Origin of the sequence: Streptomyces rubradiris (assembly GCF_016860525.1) — a bacterium.
Classification (GTDB): domain Bacteria; phylum Actinomycetota; class Actinomycetes; order Streptomycetales; family Streptomycetaceae; genus Streptomyces; species Streptomyces rubradiris.
Map to the genome: position 1 here is coordinate 5,489,442 of NZ_BNEA01000015.1, position 26,360 is coordinate 5,515,801.

Genomic DNA, 26,360 nt, shown 5'->3' on the forward strand with positions numbered 1-26,360 from the left:
GTGCGCATGACCGGACGTCCGGGAAGGCCCGGCAGGAGCGGCAGGAGCGGAGGCCAGGCGGGAGCCGGCGATCTGCTCGCGCTCGTGCGCAACGGCCGGGCCGTGACGCGCGGGGCGCTCCAGCAGGCGACCGGACTGTCCCGGGCCACCGTCGGCCAGCGCCTGGACCGGCTGTTCCGGGCGGGCTGGCTGCGCGAGGGCGCCGGCGGCCCGGTCGACTCGCCGCTCGGCGGACGCCCTTCCATCACCCTGGAGTTCGACGACTCCCACGCGGTGGTCCTGGCCGCCGACCTGGACACCCGGCACGCCCGCGCGGCCGTGCTCTCGCTGACCGGCGAGCTCCTCGCCGAGCAGGCCGGCACGCTGGTGGTGGAGGAGGGGCCGGAGGCGGTCCTCGGCGAACTGGGCGGCTGGTTCGAGGAGTTGCTGACCAAGGCCGGGCACCGGGCCGAGGAGGTGTGCGGGATCGGGCTCGCGGTGCCGGGCCCGGTGGACAGCGAGACCGGCCGGGTGGTGCAGCCGCCGATCATGCCGGGCTGGGACGGCTACGACATCCGCGGCCGGATGGCGCGCGCCTTCACCGAGCGCACGGGGGCGCCCGCGATACCCGTGCTGGTCGACAACGACGCCAACCTCATGGCCTACGGCGAGCAGCGCACCGGATATCCCGACTGCACGGCCTTCGTGCTGGTCAAGGTGTCCACCGGTATCGGCGCCGGGGTGGTGGTGGACGGCTCGATCTACCGGGGCGCGGACGGCGGCGCGGGCGACATCGGGCACATCCGGGTCGGCGCCGACGCGCTGTGCCGGTGCGGTTCGCAGGGCTGCCTGGCGGCGGTCGCCAGCGGGGGCGCGGTGGCCCGGCGGCTGGCCGCGTCCGGGGTGCCGGCCACCTCCGGCTCCGATGTGCGGGACCTGTTGGCGGCCGGGCACCCGGAGGCCGCCGCGCTGGCGCGGGAGGCCGGGCGCCGGGTCGGGGACGTGCTGGCGACGGTGGTGACCCTGCTCAACCCGGGCGTGCTGATGATCGCGGGCGACCTGGCCGGGACGCCGTTCCTGACCGGCGTGCGCGAGCTGCTCTACCAGCGGGCGCTGCCCCGCTCCACGGCCCACCTGGACGTGGTCACCTCCCGGCTCGGCGACCGGGCGGGGCTGGTCGGCGCCGGGGCGCTGGTGGTGGAGCACCTGTACGCACCGGAGCGGGTGGAGGAGCGGCTCGCGGCGATGGGGGTGTGACGGGGAGGGTCCGCGGGGGTGGCGTGACCGGGGTCGGGGTCCGGAACCGTCTCTGGTCCCCTCCGCCTGGCACCTTCTCCGGTACGACCGGTCCAAAACCCGTCCCGGTCACACCATCCGCGACGCCCCGGCACCCGACGCCCCGGCCCCCGGCCGGTCGGCGCCGGCGCGGTTCCGGGCGGGGGCGACGGCGGGTGGCGAGGGCGGGTGTGACGGCCGTGTTTCCGCTTCCGACTGGTGTCCGAGGCGTCGTCCGCATGGTGGAATCCGGCGGCCTGTGGCAGCGTGATTCTCGCCACCCTTGATAGGGGTAGCGCTCAGATGAGCGGACCATGGGCGACTGCACTTCTCCAAGGGGTGGCACTGGGTGCCACCCCTCGATCGTTCAGCGATCGAAATCAGTCGTACCGATGGGCGCTCATGTGAGCGGCAAACCGCACCTGTGGGCAGTGGTGCGTTTAAGAAGTGAAAACATGATCTCCGTCAGGCTTGCCAAGCTTTGACTTTCGATCCGCTGGCGGACGGGTGGTTACAGGCGCATGACGGGCAAGTAGACGTACCCAACCACCTTCGATCTGGGTATGTTCCTCGCCGTCAGGGCAGCCACCGTGGCCTCAAGGAGTCGAGACCCGTGTCGGAAAACAAAGAACCCCACGCGCCGAAGTTCGTTTACGACTTCATCGAGGGCAACAAGGACCTCAAGGACCTCCTCGGCGGCAAGGGTGCCAATCTCGCCGAGATGACCAACCTCGGTCTGCCGGTCCCTCCCGGCTTCACCATCACCACGGAAGCCTGCAAGGTCTACCTCGAAAGTGGCGAGGAACCGGCGGCACTGCGTGACGAGGTGAGTGCGCACCTCGACGCCCTGGAACGCAAGATGGGCAAGAAGCTGGGCCAGGCGGACAACCCGCTGCTGGTCTCGGTCCGCTCCGGCGCCAAGTTCTCCATGCCCGGCATGATGGACACCGTCCTGAACATCGGCCTGTCGGACGCCTCCGTGCAGGGCCTGGCCGCCCAGGCCGGTGACGAGCGGTTCGCCTGGGACTCCTACCGCCGCCTCATCCAGATGTTCGGCAAGACCGTCCTCGGCGTCGACGGCGACCTCTTCGAGGAGGCCCTGGACAAGGCCAAGGCCGCCAAGAAGGTCACGGTCGACACCGACCTGGAGGCCGCCGACCTGAAGAAGCTGGTCACCACCTTCAAGAAGATCGTCAAGAAGGAGGCCGGCCGGGACTTCCCGCAGGACCCGCGCGAGCAGATGGACCTCGCCATCAAGGCGGTCTTCGACTCCTGGAACGGCGACCGCGCGCGGCTCTACCGCCGTCAGGAGCGCATCCCGCACGACCTGGGCACCGCCGTCAACGTCTGCTCGATGGTCTTCGGCAACCTCGGTCCCGACTCCGGCACGGGCGTCGCCTTCACCCGCGACCCCGCCTCCGGCCACCAGGGCGTCTACGGCGACTACCTCCAGAACGCCCAGGGCGAGGACGTGGTCGCGGGCATCCGCAACACCGTCCCGCTGGCCGAGCTGGAGCGGATCGACAAGAAGTCGTACGACCAGCTCATGAAGATCATGGAGACCCTGGAGAACCACTACAAGGATCTCTGCGACATCGAGTTCACCATCGAGCGCGGCCGGCTGTGGATGCTCCAGACCCGCGTCGGCAAGCGCACGGCGGGCGCGGCCTTCCGGATCGCCACGCAGCTGGTGGACCAGGGTCTGATCGACGAGACGGAGGCGCTCCAGCGCGTCACCGGCGCCCAGCTGGCCCAGCTGATGTTCCCGCGCTTCGACGAGGACGCGAAGGTCGAGCAGGTGGCCCGGGGCATCGCGGCCTCGCCGGGCGCGGCGGTCGGCAAGGCGGTCTTCGACTCGTACACGGCCGTGAAGTGGTCCCGCTCGGGCGAGAAGGTCATCCTGGTCCGCCGGGAGACCAACCCCGACGACCTGGACGGCATGATCGCGGCCGAGGGCATCCTCACCTCCCGGGGCGGCAAGACCTCCCACGCGGCCGTGGTCGCCCGGGGCATGGGCAAGACCTGCGTGTGCGGCGCGGAGGAGCTGGAGGTCGACACCAAGCGGCGCCGTATGACGGTCCCCGGCGGGCACGTCGTCGAGGAGGGCGACGTGATCTCCATCGACGGCTCCACGGGCAAGGTGTACCTGGGCGAGGTCCCGGTCGTGCCGTCCCCGGTCGTGGAGTACTTCGAGGGCCGCATGCACCCGGGCGCCGACGACGCCGACGAGCTGGTGGAGGCCGTGCACCGCATGATGGCCTTCGCCGACCGCAAGCGCCGGCTGCGGGTGCGGGCCAACGCCGACAACGCCGAGGACGCGCTGCGGGCCCGCCGCTTCGGCGCCCAGGGCATCGGCCTGTGCCGCACCGAGCACATGTTCCTCGGCGACCGCCGCGAGCTGGTCGAACGCCTCATCCTCGCCGACACCGAGGACGAGCGCGAGGCGTCCCTGAAGGCCCTGCTGCCGCTCCAGAAGCAGGACTTCGTGGAGCTGTTCGAGGCGATGGACGGCCTGCCGGTGACGATCCGGCTGCTGGACCCGCCGTTGCACGAGTTCCTCCCCGACATCACCGAACTGTCGGTCCGGGTGGCCCTGGCGGAGTCCCGGCAGGAGCCGCACGAGAACGAGCTGCGGCTGCTCCAGGCGGTGCACCGGCTGCACGAGCAGAACCCGATGCTGGGTCTGCGCGGCGTACGCCTCGGCCTGGTCATCCCCGGCCTGTTCACCATGCAGGTCCGCGCGATCGCGGAGGCGGCGGCCGAGCGCAAGGCCGCCAAGGGCGACCCGCGCGCGGAGATCATGATCCCGCTCGTCGGCACGGTCCAGGAGCTGGAGATCGTCCGCGAGGACGCGGACCAGGTCATCGCGGAGGTCGAGGCGGCGACGGGTACGAAGCTCAAGCTGGCCATCGGCACGATGATCGAACTCCCGCGCGCCGCGCTCACGGCGGGCGAGATCGCCGAGGCGGCGGAGTTCTTCTCCTTCGGCACGAACGACCTGACGCAGACGGTGTGGGGCTTCAGCCGCGACGACGTGGAGGCCTCGTTCTTCACCGCCTACCTGGAGAAGGGGATCTTCGGCGTCAGCCCGTTCGAGACGATCGACAAGGACGGCGTCGGCTCCCTGGTCAGGTCGGCCGCGGAGGCCGGCCGTCGCACCCGCCCCGACCTCAAGCTGGGCGTCTGCGGCGAGCACGGCGGCGACCCGGAGTCGGTCCACTTCTTCCACGAGGCGGGCCTGGACTACGTCTCCTGCTCCCCGTTCCGCATCCCGGTCGCCCGTCTGGAAGCGGGCCGCGCGGCCACCCAGTCGGCGGGCAGCGACCACCGCTGACCCCCAGTCCCCGGAGCCGTCGCCGGTCCCCGACCCTCACCGATCGACGACGGCCCCGGCGCACGAAAGAGAAGGGGCGGCACCCCAGTGCGGGGGTGCCGCCCCTTTGCGCGTCCCGCCCGCTCACCGCCCGGGTGTCGGCGGACCGCCCGGCACGGGCGCGTACCTCCTCGGTGCCGTCCAGCGCGCGGGCGCACGCGTCGACGGCCCGGGTCGCCTCCGGGGCGAGGTGATGGCCAGGGCCGGCTCGGTCACTCGCAGGCCACGCCGTCGCCGTCCCGGTCGAGGTGGGAGTCGTAGCCCGGGTCGCCCGCGTACAGGGGGGTGTCGCCGGCGGCGCGGGCCGCGGTGCAGTTGGCGTAGGGGACGCTGCCGGAGCCGTCGGCGTCGGCGGCTTCGCCGCCGGACGTGCCGCCGCCGGACGCCGGCTGGGCCGTGACGGTCGTGGTGACCTTCACGGTACGGGTCTCGGTCACGGTGGGAGCGGGCTCGGGGTCCGCGGTGTGCGTGGCCGTGGCTGTCGCCGTGACGGTCACGGTCGGGCGGGGCTGGGCGGCGGTCGGCTTCGTGTCGGACGCGGGGTCCTCGCCCGCGGCGCCTATGCCCACGCCGACGAAGAGCGCGAGGGCGAGGGCGGGGAGCGCGTAGCGCTTCCGGGCCCACCGGGGGCTCCGGGGCGCGGCCGGCGTGGACGGCGGGATGTACGGGTTCGTCATGGGTGCCCCCCTCAGGCGATGGCGCGTACCCCGGGCGGTGGCACGTGCCGACCACCGTAATTGCGGGGCGCCGCCTGTGAAGGCGAGTGATGGTTTCGTGATGAACAAAAGGAGGAGTGAGAGTCAATGCCGTGCGGCTCGGCTCAATGGGTGGCCGAGAAGCCGTTCAGCAGTGCACGCAGGCCGAGTTCGTAGGTGTCTTCCGCGGTCAGGCCCGCCCAGCGGTCGGCGACTTGGGACAGGTGGGGGAGTTCGGCCGGGTCCAAGTCGATGAAGACCCGGTCACGATAGGTGGCCCGGGCGTCGGTCGTGCGGCGCCGGCTCGCTGTCGCGCGGACCAGGATTTCACCGGCCGTGTAGTACCAGATGGCGCGGTAGGCGTGGACCGCCTGGTCGCGGGCACCGCGGTCGCGACCCGTGTCACCGCCGCCCGCTCGCCCCGCGCCTCGCTGGTCACCGGCTCCCTGCTCGCCACCGCGGGCCCGGCCTGGTTCGCCCGCATCGGCCCGCACGGCGGCTTCCTCACCGATGTGCTCGGCCCGTCCCTGCTCACCAGCCTCGGTGCCGGGCTGGTGCCGGCCCCCGCGGCAGCCGCCGCGACCACCGGAATCCGCCCCGAGGAGGCCGGAACGGCCTCCGGTGTGCTCGACAGCGCCCGACAGCTCGGGGGATGTCTGGGCCTCGCCGTCCTCGCCACGGTCGCCGCCCGTCGCACCGGCGCTGCCGCCGACCCCACCGCCGGTTACGCACTGGGCCTGGCCGTCAGCGCGGGTCTCTTCGTGCCGGCGGCGGCCGTGGCGATCGGCGTACTGCCCAGGCGCGGGCCGACCGCACCCGGCGAGGTGCGGCAGCCCGCCGTCCGTGCCGGCAACCGACTGGAAGGAACCCCGACATGACCCTCACCACCGTCGACCTGTTTGCCTCGGCGCTGCGGTTCCGGCCCGACGGTGACGTCCGGGCCGGCGCCCGCCGGATGACGGACGGCGACCCCGGGGTCTGGCAAGTGGCGGCCTTCCCCGTGGAGACGGACGCGGATGTGCACGCCGACCACTGGGAGACGCACCCCGACGGCGAGGAGGCCGTGTGCTGTCTGTCCGGCGGCGTACGGCTGTACGTCCGTCCCCTCGACGAGGACGGCCCGGAAGAAGATGGTGCGGCTGCGGGCGGGCACCGCCGTGATCGTGCCCCGGGGCCGCCGGCATCGACTGGAACTGGACGCCCCGAGCGACCTGATGTCGATCACCCGCCGGCGCGGCTCCCGCCAGGAGCGGCGGGCCTGACGGTGCCGAGCGAGGTCCGGCGGTGTGCCCGGCCCTGACGCGGGGCGGAGGCGCCCGTTCCGGTGAGTGGGCGCCTCCGGCTGCGTGCTTCGGTCAGAACGTGCCGTCCGTGTTCACCGGCCCCGTCTGGAACACCCCCGAGCAGGTCTTCCACGGGGCCGGGACCAGGGTGGCCGTGCGGGACGCCGGCGGGTAGATCCGGAGGTAGGTGCCGGTGGGCTCGCAGGGGCCGCCGACCGGGCCGTTGGTCGTGCGCAGGACCGCCGTGGCGGTGCGGCCGGGGGAGAGGGTGACGGTGCCGTAGCCGCGGCCGCTGTGCTTCGCCGCCGGGCCGATGCGGTGGTGGGCGCCGTCCAGGACGCTCACGCCCGGGTAGCCGCGCAGGGCGCACGCGCTCGTGCTGGTGTTGGTGAACCGGACCGGCCAGTACAGGGAGCCGGCCGCGCCCTCCTTGGCGCCCATGGACAGATACAGGTCGCTCACCGCGCAGGTCCGTATGGCCGCCGTGGTCCGGGCCGCCGCCGGTGTCGCGCTCCAGGCGGTACCGGCCGCCGTGACGCCCAGCAGCGCGACGGCCAGCGCGGTCACCGGGCCGCGTCCGCGCGGGACCCGGGAGCGTCCCGTGGGGCGCCGGCCGGGAGGCGGAGTCGTCGGATTCGGCTTCGAGAACATGGGCACATTCTCCTTCTTCGAGGCGAAGGGTGCATGTGGGTCGCTGTGTTGGATGCGTCCCGGAGCGGAAAAGTTGTGCACCGGTACCGGGGACACGGGTACCGGGTGCCCAGCGAGGGGCGAACGCCGACACACGGCCGCAACGCGTCTTTCGTAATCGCCGCGCATGGTTGATCGTTGGGCCGTGCATCGATGACGGACGTCAGGGGGCACATGATGACGATCAGCCGCAGGACACTGCTGGCCGCGGGCGCGGGAGCCGGACTCCTCACGGCGTGCGGGTCGAACACCGGGCGCGGGGGCGGCGGTTCGGGGCCCCGGCTGTCCCATTGGTACCACCAGTACGGCGAGCCGGGCACCGAACGGGCCGTCCAGCGGTACGCCACCGCCTTCCGCGAGGCCGACGTCTCGGTGCAGTGGCGGCCGGGCAACTACGACCAGCAGACCGCCGCCGCCCTCCTCACCGACTCCGGGCCCGACGTCTTCGAGGTCGACGGGCCCACCCTCGACCAGATCAGAGGCGGCCAGGTCCTCGATCTCACCGATCTGCTGGCGGGCGTCAAGGACGACTTCAACCCGGCCGTGCTCGCGCCGAAGACCCACGAGGGGCGGGTCTACGGGATTCCGCAGGTCATCGACACCCAACTGCTGTACTACCGCAAGAGCCTGCTGCGTGACGCCGGCGTGGAGCCGCCCACCACCCTGGACGCCCTCGTCGACGCCGCCCGCGAACTCACCGACCGCAAGACCAAGGGACTCTTCCTCGGCAACGACGGAGGCGCCGGGGTCCTGGGCGCGACTCCCCTGTACGCCGCCGGATTCCCGCTCGTCACCGACGACGGCCGGGTCGGCTTCGACGATCCCGCCGCCGCCCGCACCCTCGGCAAACTGCACCGGCTGTACGCCGACGAGTCCCTGCTCCTCGGCGCGCCCGCCGACTGGTCCGACCCCTCCGCCTTCCTCCAGGGGCTCACCGCGATGCAGTGGTCCGGCCTGTGGGCGCTGCCCCGGATCAAGCGCGAACTCGGCGACGACTTCGGGGTGCTGCCGTTCCCGGGGGACGGCGACCGCGGCCGGCCCGCCGTGCCCGTGGGGGCCTACGGCGCCGCCGTCAGCGCGCGCAGCCGGCACAAGGATCTGGCCAAGGCGTACGTGAAGTGGCTGTGGGTCGAACGCACCGACTACCAGAAGGACTTCGCGCTCTCCTACGGCTTCCACATCCCCGCCCGGCGCTCCCTCGCGGCCGAGGCCGCCCCGCTGCGCGAGGGCCCGGCCGCCGACGTCGTACGGTTCACCGTCGACCACGGCTACGCCCGGCCGCTGCTGTGGACCCCGGCCGGCCAGACCGCCTACCAGGACGCCCTCAGCCGGATCATCAAGGGCGGGGCGGACCCGGAGCGCGAACTGCGGTCGGCCGTGCGGAAGGTGGCGGAGGAGATCGCCAGGGTGCGCGCGTGAGGCGGCGCGGAGCCCTGTGGTTCTGGGTGTTCGTCGGGCCGTTCGCCTTCGGGCTCGCCCTGTTCACCTACGTACCGCTGCTGTGGAGCGTGGGCCTGAGCTTCTTCGACGCGCACAACACCGTCACCCCCACGCACTTCACCGGCCTCGACAACTACGCGGCGATGCTGCGGGACGCGGCGTTCCGCGACAGCCTGAAGACCTTCCTGCTCTTCACCGCCTTCATCGTGCCGGTCACCTACGGGTTCTCCCTGGCCCTAGCCCTGATGGTCAACCGGGTCCGGTGGGCGCGGGCGTTCTTCCGGTCGGTGTTCTTCCTGCCGGCCGCGTGCAGCTATGTGGTGGCCGCGCTGATCTGGAAGATGTCGCTCTTCAACGGGGTGCGGTTCGGGCTGGCGAACACCGTGCTGGGCTGGTTCGGCGGCGACCCCGTCGCCTGGCTGTCCACCACCGACCCGCCCTGGTACTGGCTGGTCATCGTCACCGTACGGCTGTGGTTGCAGGCCGGGTTCTACATGATCCTGTTCCTCGCCGGGCTCCAGCGGATCGACCCGGCGCTGTACGAGGCGGCGGCCGTGGACGGGGCCCGGCCCGGCTGGACGGTGCTGCGGCACATCACCCTGCCGCAGCTGCGGGGCACCTCGGTGGCGGTGCTGCTGCTGCTCGTCGTGAACGCCTTCCAGGCCTTCGACGAGTTCTACAACCTGCTGTCCGACGCCCGGGGCTACCCGCCGTACGCCCGGCCGCCGCTGGTCTACCTCTACTACACCGCGCTCGGGCAGGGGCAGAACCTGGGCCTCGGCAGCGCGGGCGCGGTGATCCTGGCGCTGGTCATCGCGGCCGTCACGGTGGCACAGGCACGCTGGCTGCGGCTGGGAAGGACGGACGGCGATGGATGACGCCCTGGTGCGGGCCGGGCGGGCGCTCAGGCTGGCCCTGCTGACCGCGCTCGCCCTGCTCTTCCTGATCCCCTTCTACCTGCTGGTGCGCAACGGGCTGGCCGACGAGCGGGACATCACCTCCCCGGAGTGGACCTTCTTCCCCGCCGACGTGCGGTGGGGCAACGTCCAGGAGCTGTTCCAGGACCCGTCGGTGCCGTTCGCCCGGTCCCTGCTCAACTCCGCGCTGATCGCCGTCGCCACCACCCTCGGCACCCTGCTGCTCGCCTCCCTCGCCGGCTACGGCCTGGCCCGCATCCCCTACCGGCACGCCGGCAAGGTGTTCTACGGCATCCTGGGCACCCTGCTGGTCCCGGCGGCCGTCACTTTCGTGCCCAGCTTCGTGCTGGTGTCGTCGCTGGGCTGGATCTCCACGCTGCGCGGTCTGATCGTGCCGACGCTGTTCTCCGCGTTCGCCTGCTTCGTCTTCCGGCAGTACTTCCTCGGCTTCCCCCGGGAGCTGGAGGACGCCGCCCAGGTGGACGGGCTCGGGTACTGGCGGACGTACTGGCGGGTCGTCGTGCCCAACAGCCGCCCGGTGTTCGCGGCCGTGGGGACGATCGTGTTCCTCGGCGCGTGGAACTCCTTCCTGTGGCCGCTGGTGATCGGGCAGGACCAGAGCGCCTGGACGGTGCAGGTGGCCCTGTCCTCGTTCACCACCGCGCAGGTCGTACGGCTGCACGAGCTGTTCCTCGCGGCGGCCGTGTCGATCCTGCCGCTGCTGCTGGTGTTCCTGTGCTTCCAGCGGTGGATCGTGGCCGGGGTGGAGCGGTCCGGGATCGACTGACCACCCGGAACGGGACCGGCCGACCGTCCGGAACGGGGCCGGCCGACCCGCGGGGCCGGGCCGGTTCGGGCCGCGGGGCCGGGCCGGTTCAGGCCGTGGAGCCGCCGTCGATCACCAGGTCGGCGCCGACCACCGAGGCCGCGTCGTCCGAGGCGAGGTACAGCACCGCCGCGGCCACCTCCTCGATGGTGGAGACCCGGCCGAGCGGCACCTCGGTGCGCATCCGCGCGGCGCGGTCGGCCTCGGTCTCGCCGGGCTTGAAGGACATGTCGGTGGCGGTGGAGCCGGGGCTGACGGCGTTGATGCGCACCCCGTCGGCGATGTGGTCCAGGGCGGCGGACCGGGTGAGGACCGACACGGCCGCCTTGCTGACGGCGTAGCCCCCGACGCCGGGCAGCCGGCTGTGCGCGCCGATCCGGGAGGCGATGTTGACGATGGCGCCGCCGTTCGGCTGGGTGCGCATCCGGGCGATCTCGGCCTGGAGGGCGAGGAAGACCCCGGTGACGTTGACGTCGATCATCCGGCGCCAGTCCTCCTCGGGCAGCTCGCCCACGGTGCGCCCGCGGCCCTGGAGGACACCGGCGTTGTTCACCGCCACGTCCAGCGAGCCGAACCGGTCCACGGCGGCGGCCACCAGGTCCCGCACCTCCGCGGCGCGGGAGACGTCGGCGGCCACGGCGAGCGCCTTGCCGCCCTCGGCTTCGATCAGCGCCACCGTCTCGTCGAGCGGGGCGCGGCGCCGGCCGGCGACGACGACCTGGGCGCCCTCCCGGGCGAGGGCGAGGGCCACCCCGCGGCCGATGCCGGAGCCGGCGCCGGTGACGAGTGCGGTCCGGCCGGAGAAGCGGTGCGACATGACGAAGTCCCTTTTGTCTAGAACGATCGGTTCAGTATGAGGGCCGGAAAAACGCGCCTCCGTAAGAAGAGGCGCGCGTCCTCGGGGTCAGTCCAGCAGTGCCAGGGCCTGCTCCGCCGCGTCCCGCACCCGGGCCGGGTCCGCCGACGCCTTGCCGACCACCCTGAGCCCCTGGAGCAGGACGAACAGCATCCGGGCGAGGGCCAGTGGGTCGCGGTCCGGCGCCAGCTCGCCCTGTGCCTGGGCGCGCACCAGGGCGGAGTGCAGCAGGGTCTCGACGGTGTCCCAGCTGTGCTCCACCCGGCGGGCGGCCTCCCGGTCGTGCGGGGCCAGTTCGACCGCCGTGTTGGTGACCAGGCAGCCCTGCTCCCGGGTGGCCGCCGCGGCGGCCTCGGCGGCGAACCGCCGGACGAGGCCGCGCACGGCCGGCAGTACCTGGCCGGGCGCGGACAGCTCGCGGATCAGCATCGGCTTCTGTGCCTGCCCGTACCGGTCCAGCGCCCTCAGGTACAGCTCGTGCTTGCTGCCGAAGGTGGCGTACAGGCTCGCCTTGCCGATGCCGAGGTGCTCGACCAGGTCGGCCATCGAGGTGGCCTCGTAGCCGCGCCGCCAGAACAGTTCGAGCGCCGACTGGAGTGCGGCGTCCGGGTCGAATTCCTTGGTCCTGCCCATGCCCGGCAGCCTAGATTTACTGTACCGATCCGTCAAGATACCTGGGTCTCACGACGCCGTGCGCACCTCGTACACCTCGATCCGCACCGCCTCGTCGTCCAGGCAGGCGCCGCTGACCAGGTCGAAGCGCTGCTTCAGTAGGGGGGAGGCCACGAAGGGGCGGCCCTGGTGGGTGCCGGTCAGGCCGCGGGAGAGGACGGCCGCCCCGGTGAACGGGTCGCGGTTGCCGACGGCGTACAGCCGGTCCGCGCGGTCCCGGAAGAGGGCCGCCTGGCGGCCGTCCGGCAGCAGGGCCGCCACCCCGCGACCGGGGACCAGTACGCTCAGGTCGCAGACCGTGAACCAGCCGTCCGCGAGCCGGAGCTGGACCTTCAGACCGGTCGTCTCAACTGTCAGGGTCATCGCTGGGCGCTTCCTTCCAGGACGTCGTCGGCGGGCCGCAGCCCGATGGACAGCAGCGGCAGGTCGGGCTTGATCTGGTCGCGCTCGGGGACGAAGGAGACCACCGGGTCGGGAGTGTCCGGGGCGTTCACGAAGGACACGAACCGGGCCAGCTTCTCCGGGTCGCTGACGGTCTCCGCCCACTCGTCCCGGTAGTGCGCGACGTGCTCCCGCATCAGCCGCTCCAGTTCGTCGCAGATGCCGAGCGAGTCGTGCACCACCACGTCCCGTACGTGGTCCAGGCCGCCGGGGATGCGCTCCAGCCAGGTGGAGGTGCGCTCCAGCCGGTCGGCGGTGCGGATGTAGAACATCAGGAACCGGTCGATCAACCGGACCAGTTCGGCGTCGGACAGGTCCTGGGCGAGCAGGTCGGCGTGGCGCGGGGTGGCGCCGCCGTTGCCGCCGACGTACAGGTTCCAGCCGCTCGCGGTGGCGATCACCCCGAAGTCCTTCGACTGGGCCTCCGCGCACTCGCGCTGGCAGCCGGAGACCGCCGACTTCAGCTTGTGCGGGGACCTCAGGCCCCGGTAGCGCAGCTCCAGGTCGATCGCCATCCGCACCGAGTCCTGCACGCCGTAGCGGCACCAGGTGGAGCCCACGCAGGACTTCACCGTGCGCAGCGCCTTGCCGTAGGCGTGCCCCGACTCGAAGCCGGCGTCGACCAGCCGGGCCCAGATCAGCGGCAGTTGCTCCACCCGGGCGCCGAACATGTCGATCCGCTGCCCGCCGGTGATCTTCGTGTAGAGGCCGAAGTCCCGGGCGATCTCGCCGATCACGATCAGCTTCTCGGGCGCGATCTCCCCGCCGGGGATGCGCGGCACGACCGAGTACGAGCCGTTCTTCTGGAGGTTGGCGAGGAAGTGGTCGTTGGTGTCCTGGAGCGCGGCCTGCTCGCCGTCCAGGACGTAACCGCTCGCGCCGATGGAGGGGGCGAGGGAGGCGATGATCGAGCCGACCGTCGGCTTGCACACCTCGCAGCCCTCCCCGCCCCGGGCGTCGGCGCGGCCGAAGCGGTCCAGCAGCTCCCGGTACGACGTGACGCGCAGCGCGAGGACGATCTCGTACAGCTCCTCGCGGGTCTGGGCGAAGCAGCCGCACAGGCCCTTGTCGACCTCGACGCCGGACGCCTCCAGCTCGGCGGTGACGAGCTGGCCCAGCACCTTCACACAACTGCCGCAGCCGGTGCCGGCCTTGGTGCACTTCTTCACCTCGGGCACGGTGGTGCACCGGTGCTCGGTGACCGCGCCGCGGATGGTGCCCTTGCTGACGTTGTGGCAGGAGCAGATGACCGCGTCGTCCGGCAGCGCGGACGGCCCGAGCCGGGCCCCCGAGCCTGCGCCGGCGGGCAGGACGAGCGACTCGGGGGAGACGGGGGGCACCGAGCCGGTGAGCGCGCGCAGGGTGCCGTACGCCTCCGCGTCGCCGACCAGGATGCCGCCGAGCAGGGTGCCGTCCGCACCGATGACCAGCTTCTTGTACAGGCCCGCCCGCGAGTCGGAGTAGACGACGTCCAGGCAGTCCTCGGTGGTGCCGTGCGCGTCGCCGAAGGAGGCGACGTCCACGCCGAGCAGCTTCAGCTTGGTGGACAGGTCGGCGCCGGTGAAGGCGGCCTCGTCGGAGGCGATGGTGGCCGCGGCCGTCTCGGCCTGCTCGTAGCCCGGCGCCACCAGGCCGTACACCCGGCCGTCGGCGGCCAGCGCGCACTCGCCGATCGCGAAGACGTGCGGGTCGGACACGGACCGGCACCGCTCGTCCACCGCGATGCCGCCGCGCTCGCCGACCGTCAGGCCCGCGTCCCGGGCGAGCTGGTCGCGGGGTCGGACACCGGCGCTGAACACCACCATGTCGGCGGCGAGTTCGGAGCCGTCGGACAGCTTCATGCCGGTCACGGCACCCTCGGCGTCCGTCACGATCTCCTGGGTGCCCACGCCGGTGTGGACCGTCAGGCCCAGCTGCTCGATGGTGCGCAGCAGGGCCGCGCCGCCGCCCTCGTCGACCTGCACCGGCATCAGGCGCGGCGCGAACTCCACGATGTGCGTGTTCAGTCCGAGCCCCTTGAGCGCGCCGGCGGCCTCCAGGCCGAGCAGCCCGCCGCCGACCACGGCACCCGTGGTGGCCCGGGACTTCGCGTACTCCTCGATGGCGAGCAGGTCCTCGATGGTGCGGTAGACGAAGCAGCCGGTGGCGTCCTTGTTCGGCACCGGCGGCACGAACGGGTAGGAGCCGGTGGCCAGCACCAGCACGTCGTAGCCGACGACCAGGCCGGACCGGGCGGTCACCGTCCGCGCCGCGCGGTCGATGGACTCGGCCGGGTCGCCTACGTGCAGCTCGATGCCGTGGTCCTTGACGAACTCCATGTCGGTCAGGGAGAGGTCCTCGGGGGTCTTTCCCGAGAAGTACGAGGTGAGCTGCACGCGGTCGTACGCCGGACGCGGCTCCTCGCACAGCACGACCACGCGGTGCGTGGCGGTCAGGCCGCGCTCGGCCAGCGCCTCGAGGAAGCGCTGGCCGACCATGCCGTGGCCGACGAGCACGATCGTGGGGGTGGCCCCCGGGGTGGCGGTCATTCAGGAGCCTCCATCGTTGGTGAGCAGGTGCAGCAGGGGCCCGTCGCCGGGGAGCGGCTCCGCTCCCTCCCAGGCGCGGGCGAGCGCGCCGACGGTGCCGAGTTCGCCGACGAGGACCCCGCCGACCAGGCGGTCGTCGCGGACGACGACCTTGCGGTAGGTGCCCCGGGTGGCGTCGGCGAGCCGCACGACGTCGTCGCCGGGGCGCGCCTCGGTCTCGCCGAACGCGGCGAGGTCGAAGGGGGAGCCGGGACCGGTCAGGGTCAGCCGGGTCAGGGAACGGGTCCCGCGGTAGCGCGCGCCGGCGTCGCCCGCGAGCAACTCGGCGAGCGCCTCGGCCTGTTCGAGGGCCGGGGCGGCCAGGCCGTAGACCGTGCCGTCGTGCTGGGCGCAGTCGCCGACGGCGTGGACGCACGGGTCGGAGGTGCGCAGCTCGTCGTCCACCAGGACGCCCTTGCGCACGGCGAGGCCCGCCTGCTCGGCGAGCCCGGTACGGGGGCGTACTCCGCAGGCGAGGACGACGAGGTCGGCGTCGAGGGCGTAGCCGTCGGCCAGCTCCACCGAGCGGACCGCGCCGGCCACGCAGCGCACGTCCCGCACCCGGCACTCGGTGTGCACTTCGACGCCCAGCTCGGTCAGGTGGTGCCGGACCAGCCGGGAGGCGTCCGGGTCGAGCTGGCGCTCCATCAGCCGTTCGGCCTGCTGGGCGAGGACCACCTGGGCGCCGCGGACGGCCAGCGCGCGGGCCGCGGAGACGCCGAGCAGGCCGCCGCCGATGACGACGGCGCGGATTCCCGGCCGCACCGCCTTCGCCAGGCCCAGGCAGTCGTCCAGGGTGCGGAAGGCGTGGACGCCCTCGGGAAGCCGCCGGTCGGGCGTGAACAGGCCGCGCAGCGGGGGCAGCACCGGGTTGGAGCCGGTGGCCAGGACCAGCGTGTCGTAGGCGATCGACATGCCGTCGGCGCACGAGACGGTACGGGCGGCCCGGTCGATGCCGGTGACGCGGGCGCGCAGCAGGCCGGCCGGCGGCGGGAGGGTGATCACCTCCGGCGCGTACCGGCCGGCCAGCACCTCGGCGAGCAGCACCCGGTTGTACGGCGCGTGCTCCTCGTCGCCGACGAGCAGCGCGGGCGTGCCCAGCTCGCCGAGCCGCCGGGCGAGCCGTACGCCCGCGAGGCCGGCGCCGATCACCACCACACGCGTATTCGAGGTCATGCCCTTGAGCGTGCGGCCCCGACGTTACCCGGCGGCATCACATCTGTTTCCCGGGAGGAACGCTGCCCTCAGCGGGGCGGGGCGGGGGGTGTGAGGGGGTGGAGCACGCGAAGGTCCCGGTGGCGCTCACCGGGACCTCGCGGTTATCGGGACCGGGGTGTCGGTCCCCGGTGGCTCACCGGGCCCCGGCGGGCCTGCGGGTGCTCAGCAGTTCCACCAGGCCCGTGGTGTCCTCCGTGCCGTGGCCGTCGGCCAGGCGGCGCTGCATGAGGTCGAAGAAGGGGGTGATCAGCTCCGGGCTCACCCCCTGTTCCCCGGCCGTGCGCAGCAGGGTGTCGGTGCCCGCGACCTGCATCGCGAGGTTGGAGACGACATCGGAGGTGTAGTCGCCGGTCGTCAGCCGGTCGGCCATGCCGTGCGCCTGGCCGGCCATCGCGTTCAGCCAGTGCACGAGCAGCGGGGCGAAGTCCTTGGGGGCCACGTCCGCCTCCCGCATCAGCGCGAACGCGCTCGTGATCCCCGCGAACATGCCGTACATGCCGGTCAGCAGCGCCACGTCGTGCAGCGCGGCGAGCCCGGCATCGGCGCCCACGTACTCGGTGCCGGCCGGGACGGCGAGGGTGTCCCGGTGCTCCTCGAACAGCTCCGGGTCACCGCTGTAGAACACGAAGGCACCGGGCGCGCCGATCATCGGCGGTACGGCCATGATCCCGCCGTCCAGCAGCCGGGCGCCCCGCTCCGCGGCCCAGGCGGCACGGGCGCGGGCGTCGGCCGGGGTGCCGGTGGTGAGGTTCACCAGGTCCCGGCCGGCCAGGTCGGCGCCCTCCAGGGCGGCGCCCACCGAGGCGTCGTCCAGCAGGCAGGCCACGACGAGCCGGTTCGCGGCCACGGCCGCCGCCGCGCTGTCGGCGGCCACCGCGCCCTCGGCGGTCAGCGCGGCCGTCCGCTCCGGCGTGCGGTTCCAGACGGTCAGGGGGTGCCCGGCGGCGAGCCAGGCGCGGCCGAGGGCGGTGCCCATGGCACCGGTGCCGAGCAGGGTCAGGGAGGTACGGGGGCCGGAGGAAGGGAGGTTGTCGCTCATGACGACTAGGCTCCTCCGGAGAGTCACCGCGCGTAAGTACGTACTTTGGAGTGGGTGGTTACCCGCGGGAAAGCCTGCGGGTCGGAAGGGGGAACGGCATGCCGGTGGGACGACGGCCGGGGTCGTACGTCTGCGGCACCGACGCGGCGATGGACATCATCGACGGCAAGTGGAAGGTGTCGATCCTGTGGGCGCTGGGAGAGGAGGGCGTCCGGCGGTTCGGGGAACTGCGCCGGCTGCTGCCGGGCGTCACGGAGAAGGTGCTCGCCGCGCAGCTGCGCGAACTGGAGGCCGACGGGATCGTGCACCGCGAGGACTACGCGGAGGTGCCGCCCCGCGTCGAGTACTCGCTGACCGAGATCGGCCACCAGCTGAACGAGGCGCTGGCGCCGCTGGGCGTGTGGGGGAAGAGGCATGTCCTGGGCGTGGAGCCGGCGGTGCGCTGAGGGCGCGCGGAGCGCGCTCAGCGGCTCCCCGTCAGGTGCGCGAACACCACCACGTTGCCCTGGTAACCGGTGGTCTTCGAATAGCCGCCGCCGCAGGTGATGACGCGGAGTTCGGGGCGGGGGGCGGCGCCGTACACCTTGTCGTCGGGGAAGCCGCGGGCCGAGTACACCTCCACCGCGTCCACCGTGAACAGCGCCACGGTGCCGTCCCGGCGGTCCACCTCGACGCGGTCGCCCCGCTTGAGTGCGCCGAGGCGGTAGAAGACGGCGGGACCGTCGGCGTTGTCGACATGGCCGGCGACGATCGCGGTGCCCGTCTCCCCGGGCGTGGTCCCGGCCTCGTACCAGCCGGCCAGGTTGCGCTCCCCGGCGGGCGGGGCGTCCAGGCTGCCGGAAGGGGTGAGGGACAGGCCGGTCAGGGGCGCGTCGACGCGGATCGCGGGGATGCGGACGCGCAGCGGCGGCGAGGGCGCGAGGGCGGGGGCCGCCTGCCGGTCGCCGCCGGGCTCGGCCCGGCCCTCGGCGGCCGTCGGCTGCGGCGGGGTGCGCGGACCGGTGCCGGCCAGCAGCCACACCCCCGAGCCGAGGGCCGCCACGGTGACGGCGGCTATGACGGCGTCCCCGAGCCGGGCCCGCCGGCCCCGCTCGTGCCCGGGTACATGCCCATGGCGACGCTTGGTTCTTCCGGCGCCCCCGGCCGTCCCAGCACGCATGCGCGACCCCTCTCCATCAGGCGACCCCCTGTCGGATGCCCGCCCCCTCCGGGCCGCGAGGGGCGTCGGACCCGGAGGGGGCGGGATGTGCGGTACCGGTGGACGGACAGCGGAGGGTGTCCGTCAGATCCCGTCGCCTCTCGCCCGGCGATGCAGGAGCCAGGTACCGCCCGCGGCGGCGACGGCCAGTGCCGCCACACCCGCCGTGGTCTGCACGGGGTCGGGGCCCAGCCCGCCGCCGACCCCTGTCTTCACGCTTCCCCGCGGCTGCACCTGCCCGTGCGCCGCGCTGAGCGCCACCACCAGGTCGCCCGCCACCTGCCGGTCCCCCTCGGCACACCGGGCGACGATCTCGTACGTGCCCGGCTGGGCGCTCGGCGGCACCCGGAACCGGCCGGACAGCCGTCCTTCGCCGGTGCCGGGCGCCAGCGGGAAGGTGCCGGCGCCGACCGCGCCCGCGTCCCCGGTCGCGGCGCCCGGGGACCCGCACGCGGCCGTGCTCACGGTGATCTCGCCGCCGGGCGTCACGGTGGCCGGCCGGACCTCCAGCCGGTCGGCCGGGGCGGCCGTGAGCGGTGCCGCCGGGTCCGTCGCGGCCACGGCGTGGGCGGCGTGGGCGGGTGCCGTGGCGGCCACGGCGAGCGCGGTACCGGCCAGGAGACGGGCAGTGCGTCGCATGGTGCTCCCCAGAGCTTGTCCGACTCGTCCAGGGGTGCGCCCCTGCCCTTCCGAGATAAGTGGCTCGGCGGTCGGCCCGCTTGCCGAGGAGGCGTCGGGAATGCGGTGAACGGGTGGCGGCCCGGCCGCCCGCCCGGGTGAGCCCGTGCGGTGTTCCGGCAGGTCAGGCGTGGGTGCGGGACGGCCGGAAGGAAGAAGTATGAAAAGAACACGAATGGAGTGGCGGCATCGGTGAACGGGTGACATCACGTCAGCGCGCCCGCCGGTACACGCACCGGGGCCGGTGCCCGAGCGGACACCGGCCCCGATGTGCGGACGGCGGAGGTCAGCTGACGTTGACCGCGCTCCAGGCCGCCGCCACGGCGTTGTACTCCGTGCCGCCCGCGCCGTAGAGGTCCTTCGCCGCGTTCAGGGTCGCCGTGCGGGCGCCCTTGTAGTTGGTGGAGGACGTCATGTAGACCGTCAGTGCCCGGTACCGGATCTCGCCGACCTTGTCCCGGCCGATGCCGGTGACGGCGGAGCCGTCGTAGGTCGGCGAGTCGTAGCCGACGCCGTTGACGGCCTTCGCGCCGCTGCCCTCGGCGAGCAGGTAGGCGAAGTGGTTGGCGACGCCGGAGGAGTAGTGGACGTCGAGGTCGCCGACCGACGGACTCCAGTAGTCCGCCGAACCGCCGTCCCGGGAGGGCTTGTCCATGAAGCGCAGCGCCGCCTTGCCGAAGCCGGGTTCTTGTTCTCCGCGTCACCGGTGTAGTTCGCCGAAGCGAGGCTCAGCCCAGCAGCGTCAGCCCGGCCGGCACCGCGACCCCGAACCGCTCCTCCACCACCCGCCGTGCCTCGGTCTCCTCGGTCAGGGCCCGCTCGGTGACCGTTCCGTCGGTGAGGGTCTCCGTCAGGCGGGCGCCGTCCAGGGAGAGGTGGCGGCCGTCGGGCAGGGTCCGCTGGAGGTAGGGGCGGCGGGTGAACGGGGAGCGCGGGTGGGTGGCGACGAACCAGTTGAACACCTCGAAGTCGCCCGCCGTGAACGGCTCCAGGGTGAAAGCGTACTGCCCGGTCCACCCCCCGGTCAGCCGGTCCCGCGCCTGCAACTCCCACAGTTCCAGCGGCCCCTCGTGCGGCAGCGGCACCAGCCGGTGCCGGCGCCCGGCGCCCTCGTACTCGGTCCCGGACACCAGCGGCACCGGCAGCAGCAGCGCGCCGACCGCGCCGAAGCCCACGTCCGCCAGGTACGGCCACGGCTCGCCCGCCACCTCCACCCGGAGCATCGCGTGCGTGCGCGGCCGGCTCCCGGGCGGGCCCTCGGCGCCCAGCACCACCCGGCCGGCCAGCGGGGTCACCCCGAACCCGAGCGCCTCCAGCGCCAGCCGCAGCAGGGTGTTGTGCTCGTAGCAGTAGCCGCCGCGCCGCCCGCGCACCATCTTCGCCATCAGGTCCCCGGGCGCCAGGGAGGGGGCCGTGCCCGTCACCGGGTCCAGGTTCTCGAAGGGCAGCGCCAGCGAATGCGCCAGGTGCATGCCCCGCAGGGTGGCCAGGTCGGCCCGCCGCTCGCCCTTGAAGCCGATCCGGTCCAGGTAGGCGTCGAGGTCGTACTGCTCTTTGTCGGACATACCCCGAACCTACGCGAGCCCGCACCCCGCCCGCCGCGGCCCCCCGGCCGAAGCGCGCTCCGACCGTGGCCCTACGACCGCGGTACGACCTCCACGCGCTCCACCCGCACCGCGCACGACTTGAACTCCGGCATCCGGGACGTGGGGTCCAGCGCCGGGTTGGTGAGGGTGTTGGCGCGGCCCTCGCCCGGCCAGTGGAAGGGCATGAAGACGGTGTCCGGGCGGATCGTGTCGGTGATCCGGGCCGGCGCCACGGCCCGGCCGCGCCGCGAGACCACGGCCAGCGGATCGCCGTCGGCCGCGCCCAGCCGGGCCGCGAGCCGGGGGTGCAGCTCCACGAACGGTCCCGGCGCCGCCGCGTTCAACTCCGCCACGCGCCGGGTCTGCGCCCCCGACTGGTACTGGGACACCACCCGGCCGGTGGTCAGCAGCAGCGGGTACTCGGCGTCCGGCTCCTCGGCGGTCGCCCGGTGCGCCACGGCCACGAACCGGGCCCGCCCGTCCGGGGTGGCGAAACGGTCGAGGAAGAGGCGGGGGGTGCCGGGATGGCGTACGGGGTCCGAGGTGTCCGAGGCGTCGGCCGCGCCGGCGTGCGCCCGGCCCTCGGACGGGGGGACCCGGGGTGCGTCCCCGCCGTCGGCTCCAGGCGTCCCGGCCGGTTCCTCCGGGCACGGCCAGAAGACGCCGTTCTCCTCGGCCAGGCGGCGGTAGGTGATGCCCGAGTAGTCCGCCGGGCCGCCCGCGCTGGCGCGGCGCAGCTCCGCGAAGACCTCCTCCGGGTCGGTCGAGAAGCCCTTCTCCACGCCGAGCCGGCCGGCCAGCTCGTGCAGGACGTACAGGTCGCTGCGGACGCCCGCGGGCGGGGCGACCGCCCGGCGGCGCAGCAGCACCCGGCCCTCCAGGCTGGTCGTCGTGCCCGTCTCCTCCGCCCACTGGGTCACCGGCAGCACCACGTCCGCCAGTTCCGCCGTCTCCGACAGCACGACGTCGGCCACGGCCAGGAAGTCCAGCGAGCGCAGCCGCTTTTCGACGTGGGCCGCGCGCGGGGCCGACACCACCGGGTTGGAGCCCATCAGCAGCAGCGTCCGCACGTCCGTGCCGAGCGCGTCGAGGAGTTCGTACGCGCTGCGCCCCGGGCCCGGCAGACTGTCCGGGTCCACGCCCCACACCCCGGCCACGTGCCGCCGCGCCGCCGGGTCGTCCAGCTTGCGGTAGCCGGGCAACTGGTCGGCCTTCTGGCCGTGTTCGCGCCCGCCCTGCCCGTTGCCCTGCCCGGTCAGACAGCCGTACCCGGACAGCGGGCGCCCCGCCCGCCCGGTCGCCAGGCACAGGTTGATCCACGCGCCCACCGTGTCCGTGCCCTTGGACTGCTGTTCCGGTCCGCGCGCGGTGAGCACCATCGCCGCCTCGGGCTCGCAGAACATCCGTACGGCCTCGCGCAGCCGGGGAACCGGGACCCCGGTGATCCGCTCCACGTACTCCGGCCAGTGCGCCATCGCCGCGGCCCGGGCCTCCTCCCACCCCGTGGTCCGCTCCCGGATGTACTCCTCGTCCGTCCGCCCCTCGGCCACCACCAGGTGCAGCAGGCCGAGGGCGAGGGCCAGGTCGGTGCCGGGGCGGGGCGCGAGGTGCAGGTCCGCCTGGTCCGCCGTCCGCGTCCGGCGCGGGTCGACGACGATCAGCGTGCCGCCGTTCTCCCGCAGCTCGGTGAAGAACCGCAGCGACGGCGGCATGGTCTCGGCCAGGTTGGAGCCGACGAGGATCACACAGCCCGTCCTCGGGATGTCCTCCAGCGGGAACGGCAGCCCCCGGTCCAGCCCGAACGCCTTGGTGCCCGCCGCCGCGGCAGACGACATGCAGAACCGGCCGTTGTAGTCGATCTGCGAGGTGCCCAGCACCACCCGGGCGAACTTGCCCAGCGCGTACGCCTTCTCGTTGGTCAGCCCGCCCCCGCCGAACACGCCGAGCGCGTCCGGGCCGTACCGCTCCCGGGTCGCGGCCAGCCGGCCGGCGATCCGGTCCAGCGCCTCGGGCCAGTCCGCCGGCACCAGCCGGCCGCCCTCCCGCACCAGCGGGGTGGTCAGCCGTACCGCCGGGGACAGCACCTCGGCCGCCGTACGGCCCTTGCCGCACAGCGCGCCCCGGTTGACCGGGAAGTCCGCGCGTTCGGTGACCTCGACGCCTCCCTGGGGCAGGGGCGTGATGTTCATCCCGCACTGCAAGGCGCAGTACGGGCAGTGGGTGGGCGTCGAGGTCTTCTCCATGCCGCCCAGCGTGCGTCCGGCGTGTTACGGCCCCCGGTCGCGTCCGGTTACACCCCCGGCACGGCGCCCTCCCCACGCCACCCGGCCCACCGTGAGGGAGCGGCACGGCCCGCCGTGGGGAGCGGCACGGCCCGGCCCGCCGTACGGGCACGTCATGGCCCGGCCCGCCGTGAGGGAGCCGTCACCGATCGGCCCGCCGGGGCAAGCCGTTACCGTCCGCCACGCCAGGGTGAGCCGTTACCGTCCGCCCGCCGTGAGGCGTCGTCACCGGCCCGTCGCCAGCGCCCGCGCCACTCCCGGCTCCCGGGGCCCGAGGAACCGCGGGTCCGGCCGGAACACCGCGTCCAGCGCCGCCTTGCCCGCCGCGAACAGCTCACGCGTCCCGCCGTAGTACCAGGTCACGTCGTGCTCGGCGGCCACCCCGACGCCGTACGAGGCCACCCCCGCCGCCTCGCACAGCGCCACGGCCCGCCGGATGTGGAAGTCCTGGCTGATCAGCACCGCCCGGTCCACCCCGAAGATCCGCCTGGCCCGCACGCAGGAGTCCCAGGTGTCGAAGCCCGCGTAGTCGCTGACGATCCGCCGGTCCGGCACGCCGCGTTCCGTCAGATAGGCGCGCATGGCGTCGGGCTCGTCGTAGTCCTCGCGGCTGTTGTCCCCGGTGACCAGGACGACCTCGATCCGCCCCGCCTGGTACAGCGTCACCGCCGCGTCCAGCCGGTGCGCGAGGTACGGCGACGGCTCCCCGTCCCACAGCCCCGCCCCGAACACCACCGCGACCTCGGTGCGCGGCACGTCCGCCGTGGTCCGCAGCCGGTCCGCCGTGGACAGGCGCAGCCAGGTCGCCGGCAGCAGCGCCAGCACGCACCCGGCCATCAGGGCCCACAGCACCCGCCGCTGCCCGGCCCGGGTACGCGGCCATCGCGGCAGGCGCAGCCATCGCGGCAGGCGCGGCCATCCCGGCCGACGGATTCTCATACGACGTCCCCCTGAACCTGAATACGACGTTCCCCTGACCGTCCCGAAATACGACGCCCCGACCGCCGCCCCCGACCGAGTGAAGACGCCCCCCGCACCCGTCCGGTTCTCCTCACACCCCGCCGCCGGCCGGGGTGAAGGTGCGGAAAACGCCCGTGACGGCCCGGCAACGGGGGCGCAACCCGCGCGGGCCAGGATCCTGCCATGACGGCGTCGATCCCCTCCCGCACCCGCACCCGGCCGGTCTCCGCGCCGGGCGGCCGCCGCCCGGCACCGCCCGCCCTGGTCCTGGTCGCCCACGGCAGCCGCGACCCGCGGGCGCTTCGCACCGTACGGGCCCTGATGGCGCGGGTCCGCGCGCTGCGCCCCGGCCTGCCGGTCCGCCTGGGGCACATCGAGCTGAACGAGCCCCTGCTGCCCGACACCCTCGCGGCCCTCGGCGGCACCCGCGCCGTCCTCGTCCCGCTGCTCCTCGCCCGGGGCTACCACGTCAAGCGGGACATCCCGGAGCTGGCCGCCGCCGCGCCGGTACGCGCGAGCGTGGCCGCCCCGCTCGGCCCGCACCCGCTGCTCGCCGAGGCCCTGCACGCCCGTCTCACCGAGTCCGGCTGGCCGGCCGCCCTGGACGGCACCGCCCGCCGCACGACCGCGGTCGTCCTCGCGGCGGCGGGCTCCCGTGACCCGGACTCGGCCGCGGACACCCGCCGCACGGCCCGCCTCCTGGCCGCCCGCCTGGGCGTCCCGGTCGTCCCCGCGTACGCCTCGGCGGCGGCCCCGACGGTCCCGGCGGCTCTGCGCGCCCTGGCGGCCGGGGGCCGGCACCGGGTGGCGGTCGCCTCCTGCTTCACGGCTCCGGGCCGCTTCGCGACGCAGTGCGCCGCCCAGGCGCCCTGGATCGCCTCCGCGCCGCTCGGCGCCCACGAGGCGATGGCCCGCCTGGTCCTGCACCGTTACGAGCGGAGCCTGTCGGCGCGGTGGGCCGAGGCCGCCTGAGGGGGCGCGGGCCGCCGTGCAGCCGCCCGCGGTGAAGACCGGGCAGGCGATCAGGCTTACTGTCGACCCATGGAAGGCACCGCACTCTCCACCGCAGACGACCCGGCGTACGACCCGGCGTACGACCCGGCGTCAGCCGAACGCTGGGCTCCCGAACCCGACAAACGCCCCGGCCGCACCGCCTTCCAGCGCGACCGCGCCCGCATCCTGCACTCCGCCGCCCTGCGCCGCCTGGCCGGCAAGACGCAGGTGGTGACCCCGGGAACCCGGAGCCAGGCGTGGGACGCGAGCCCGCGCACCCGGCTCACCCACTCCCTGGAGTGCGCCCAGGTGGGCCGGGAGCTGGGCGCGGCCCTCGGCTGCGACCCGGACCTGGTGGAGGCGGCCTGTCTCGCCCACGACCTCGGCCATCCCCCCTTCGGCCATAACGGCGAGACCGCGCTGAACGAGTTCGCCGACGACTGCGGCGGCTTCGAGGGCAACGCCCAGTCCCTCAGGCTCCTCACCCGCATCGAGCCGAAACGGTTCACCGAGGACCGTTCCGTCGGCCTGAACCTGACCCGCGCCACCCTCGACGCCGCCACCAAGTACCCCTGGCCGCGCGGCGCGCACCCCACCGAGCCCACGTCCCCGAAGTTCGGCGTGTACGACGACGACCGCGCCGTGTTCGACTGGGTCCGGGCCCACGCCCCCGGCACCCGCACCTGCTTCGAGGCGCAGGTCATGGACTGGTCGGACGACGTGGCCTACTCGGTGCACGACGTCGAGGACGGACTGCACGCCGGGCACATCGACCCGGGCTGCCTGCACGCGGAGCCGGAACGGCGGGCGGTGTTCGAGGTGGCCGTCGGCCGCTACGTTCCCGCCGGCACCGACCCGGCCGAACTCTCCGCCGCGCTGGACCGCCTCCAGGACGCGGAGTGGTGGCCGCACGGCTACGACGGCACGGCCGTCGCCCAGGCCCGGCTGAAGGACGCCACCAGCCAGCTCATCGGCCGGTTCTGCCTGGCCGCCGAGACCGCGACGCGCGCCGCGTACGGCACGGGCCGGCTCACCCGGTACGCCGCCCGGCTGGTCGTACCCCGCGGGACCCGGATGGAGTGCGCGGTGCTCAAGGCGGTCGCGGACCGGTATGTGATGCAGCGCGCCGAGCAGGAGCGGCTGCGCGCCGACCAGCGGGTGATCGTCGCCGAGCTGGCCGAGGCGCTGACCGCCCGCGCGCCCGCCGGACTGGACCCCCAGTTCCGCGCGCTGTTCGACGCGGCGGACGACGACCGGGCGCGCAAGCGGGTGATCGTCGACCAGATCGCCTCCCTCACCGACGCCTCCGCGCTGTCGTTGCACGCGAGACTGACGGGACGCCGGTGAACGGTAAGTGACCGTCCGTGGCCTGATCGGGTCACACCCTCTTCC

22 protein-coding genes and 3 pseudogenes are annotated in these 26,360 nt (G+C 73.8%); 10 read left to right on the forward strand and 15 right to left on the reverse strand.

Annotated features, from left to right (window positions below):
• Positions 1-6 precede the first annotated feature (6 nt).
• Together Srubr_RS37655 and ppdK are read left to right on the forward strand one after the other, a co-directional pair.
• Positions 7-1,236: an ROK family protein gene (locus tag Srubr_RS37655; RefSeq protein WP_189996870.1), complete on the forward strand. Its 1,230-nt coding sequence runs from the start codon at positions 7-9 to the stop codon at positions 1,234-1,236.
• 631 nt (positions 1,237-1,867) lie between these two features.
• Complete coding sequence (gene ppdK / locus Srubr_RS37660) at positions 1,868-4,588, forward strand: pyruvate, phosphate dikinase (protein WP_189996869.1); 2,721 nt, start codon at positions 1,868-1,870, stop codon at positions 4,586-4,588.
• A 251-nt stretch (positions 4,589-4,839) separates the two neighbouring features.
• On the opposite strand, the gene Srubr_RS37665 is transcribed toward ppdK, so the two are convergent.
• Together Srubr_RS37665 and Srubr_RS41175 are read right to left on the reverse strand one after the other, a co-directional pair.
• Positions 4,840-5,304, reverse strand: a complete 465-nt coding sequence (locus Srubr_RS37665; RefSeq protein ID WP_189996868.1) for an excalibur calcium-binding domain-containing protein — start codon at positions 5,302-5,304, stop codon at positions 4,840-4,842.
• A gap of 143 nt (positions 5,305-5,447) precedes the next feature.
• A pseudogene (locus Srubr_RS41175) lies at positions 5,448-5,699 on the reverse strand (TetR/AcrR family transcriptional regulator C-terminal domain-containing protein); the annotation flags it as partial.
• Between Srubr_RS41175 and Srubr_RS41180 the strand changes: the two are divergent.
• Together Srubr_RS41180 and Srubr_RS37675 are read left to right on the forward strand one after the other, a co-directional pair.
• Complete coding sequence (locus tag Srubr_RS41180; protein ID WP_308439911.1) at positions 5,685-6,200, forward strand: MFS transporter; 516 nt, start codon at positions 5,685-5,687, stop codon at positions 6,198-6,200. The pseudogene Srubr_RS41175 and the gene Srubr_RS41180 sit on opposite strands and share 15 nt — an antisense overlap.
• Positions 6,197-6,584: pseudogene (locus Srubr_RS37675) on the forward strand (cupin domain-containing protein). The gene Srubr_RS41180 and the pseudogene Srubr_RS37675 overlap by 4 nt, the downstream one beginning before the upstream one ends.
• A gap of 93 nt (positions 6,585-6,677) precedes the next feature.
• On the opposite strand, the gene Srubr_RS37680 reads toward Srubr_RS37675, so the two are convergent.
• On the reverse strand, positions 6,678-7,256 hold the full coding sequence (locus Srubr_RS37680) for a DUF4232 domain-containing protein (protein ID WP_189996867.1): 579 nt from the start codon (positions 7,254-7,256) through the stop codon (positions 6,678-6,680).
• Between the two features lie 216 nt (positions 7,257-7,472).
• Here Srubr_RS37680 and Srubr_RS37685 point away from each other — a divergent pair, with 216 nt between their 5' ends.
• The 3 genes from Srubr_RS37685 to Srubr_RS37695 are packed head-to-tail and all read left to right on the forward strand — an operon-like array spanning position 7,473 to position 10,439.
• Complete coding sequence (locus Srubr_RS37685; RefSeq protein ID WP_189996957.1) at positions 7,473-8,714, forward strand: ABC transporter substrate-binding protein; 1,242 nt, start codon at positions 7,473-7,475, stop codon at positions 8,712-8,714.
• Positions 8,711-9,613, forward strand: coding sequence for a carbohydrate ABC transporter permease (locus Srubr_RS37690; RefSeq protein ID WP_189996866.1), 903 nt, complete (start codon positions 8,711-8,713; stop codon positions 9,611-9,613). Before Srubr_RS37685 ends, Srubr_RS37690 begins: the two co-directional genes overlap by 4 nt.
• Entirely contained in the window at positions 9,606-10,439 is an 834-nt protein-coding gene (locus tag Srubr_RS37695) for a carbohydrate ABC transporter permease (protein WP_189996865.1), read from the forward strand. Before Srubr_RS37690 ends, Srubr_RS37695 begins: the two co-directional genes overlap by 8 nt.
• An 88-nt stretch (positions 10,440-10,527) precedes the next feature.
• On the opposite strand, the gene Srubr_RS37700 is transcribed toward Srubr_RS37695, so the two are convergent.
• The 6 genes from Srubr_RS37700 to Srubr_RS37725 form a co-directional block, all read right to left on the reverse strand.
• Positions 10,528-11,295, reverse strand: a complete 768-nt coding sequence (locus Srubr_RS37700; protein ID WP_189996864.1) for an SDR family NAD(P)-dependent oxidoreductase — start codon at positions 11,293-11,295, stop codon at positions 10,528-10,530.
• Between the two features lie 87 nt (positions 11,296-11,382).
• Complete coding sequence (locus tag Srubr_RS37705; RefSeq protein WP_189996863.1) at positions 11,383-11,967, reverse strand: TetR/AcrR family transcriptional regulator; 585 nt, start codon at positions 11,965-11,967, stop codon at positions 11,383-11,385.
• A gap of 48 nt (positions 11,968-12,015) precedes the next feature.
• The gene (gene nirD, locus Srubr_RS37710) at positions 12,016-12,369 is read right to left on the reverse strand and encodes a nitrite reductase small subunit NirD (RefSeq protein ID WP_189996862.1); all 354 of its coding nucleotides are present in this window, start codon (positions 12,367-12,369) and stop codon (positions 12,016-12,018) included.
• Entirely contained in the window at positions 12,366-14,975 is a 2,610-nt protein-coding gene (gene nirB / locus Srubr_RS37715; RefSeq protein WP_189996861.1) for a nitrite reductase large subunit NirB, read from the reverse strand. The genes nirD and nirB overlap by 4 nt, the downstream gene beginning before the upstream one ends.
• Positions 14,976-16,190, reverse strand: a complete 1,215-nt coding sequence (locus Srubr_RS37720) for an NAD(P)/FAD-dependent oxidoreductase (protein ID WP_189996860.1) — start codon at positions 16,188-16,190, stop codon at positions 14,976-14,978. It abuts the gene before it with no gap.
• Positions 16,191-16,365: 175 nt separating this feature from the next.
• Positions 16,366-17,271, reverse strand: coding sequence for an NAD(P)-dependent oxidoreductase (locus Srubr_RS37725; protein ID WP_189996859.1), 906 nt, complete (start codon positions 17,269-17,271; stop codon positions 16,366-16,368).
• 98 nt (positions 17,272-17,369) lie between these two features.
• Between Srubr_RS37725 and Srubr_RS37730 the strand changes: the two genes are divergently transcribed.
• Positions 17,370-17,717 (forward strand): winged helix-turn-helix transcriptional regulator, encoded by a 348-nt coding sequence (locus Srubr_RS37730; RefSeq protein WP_189996858.1) that lies wholly within the window; start codon positions 17,370-17,372, stop codon positions 17,715-17,717.
• 17 nt (positions 17,718-17,734) lie between these two features.
• Here Srubr_RS37730 and Srubr_RS37735 read toward each other — a convergent pair whose 3' ends face one another.
• The 6 genes and pseudogenes from Srubr_RS37735 to Srubr_RS37760 form a co-directional block, all read right to left on the reverse strand.
• On the reverse strand, positions 17,735-18,430 hold the full coding sequence (locus tag Srubr_RS37735) for a class F sortase (protein ID WP_189996857.1): 696 nt from the start codon (positions 18,428-18,430) through the stop codon (positions 17,735-17,737).
• Between the two features lie 123 nt (positions 18,431-18,553).
• On the reverse strand, positions 18,554-19,108 hold the full coding sequence (locus Srubr_RS37740; protein WP_189996856.1) for a hypothetical protein: 555 nt from the start codon (positions 19,106-19,108) through the stop codon (positions 18,554-18,556).
• A gap of 325 nt (positions 19,109-19,433) precedes the next feature.
• Positions 19,434-19,829, reverse strand: a pseudogene (locus Srubr_RS37745) (M4 family metallopeptidase); the annotation flags it as partial.
• Between the two features lie 46 nt (positions 19,830-19,875).
• On the reverse strand, positions 19,876-20,712 hold the full coding sequence (locus Srubr_RS37750; RefSeq protein ID WP_189996855.1) for an arylamine N-acetyltransferase family protein: 837 nt from the start codon (positions 20,710-20,712) through the stop codon (positions 19,876-19,878).
• A 71-nt stretch (positions 20,713-20,783) separates the two neighbouring features.
• The gene (locus Srubr_RS37755; RefSeq protein WP_189996854.1) at positions 20,784-22,976 is read right to left on the reverse strand and encodes a molybdopterin oxidoreductase family protein; all 2,193 of its coding nucleotides are present in this window, start codon (positions 22,974-22,976) and stop codon (positions 20,784-20,786) included.
• A gap of 264 nt (positions 22,977-23,240) precedes the next feature.
• Positions 23,241-23,954: a SanA/YdcF family protein gene (locus Srubr_RS37760; protein WP_189996853.1), complete on the reverse strand. Its 714-nt coding sequence runs from the start codon at positions 23,952-23,954 to the stop codon at positions 23,241-23,243.
• Positions 23,955-24,158: 204 nt separating this feature from the next.
• On the opposite strand from Srubr_RS37760, the gene Srubr_RS37765 reads away from it, so the two are divergent.
• Both Srubr_RS37765 and Srubr_RS37770 read left to right on the forward strand, forming a co-directional pair.
• Positions 24,159-24,947, forward strand: coding sequence for a sirohydrochlorin chelatase (locus Srubr_RS37765; protein WP_189996852.1), 789 nt, complete (start codon positions 24,159-24,161; stop codon positions 24,945-24,947).
• Positions 24,948-25,016: 69 nt separating this feature from the next.
• Entirely contained in the window at positions 25,017-26,315 is a 1,299-nt protein-coding gene (locus tag Srubr_RS37770; protein WP_189996851.1) for a deoxyguanosinetriphosphate triphosphohydrolase, read from the forward strand.
• Positions 26,316-26,360 lie beyond the last annotated feature (45 nt).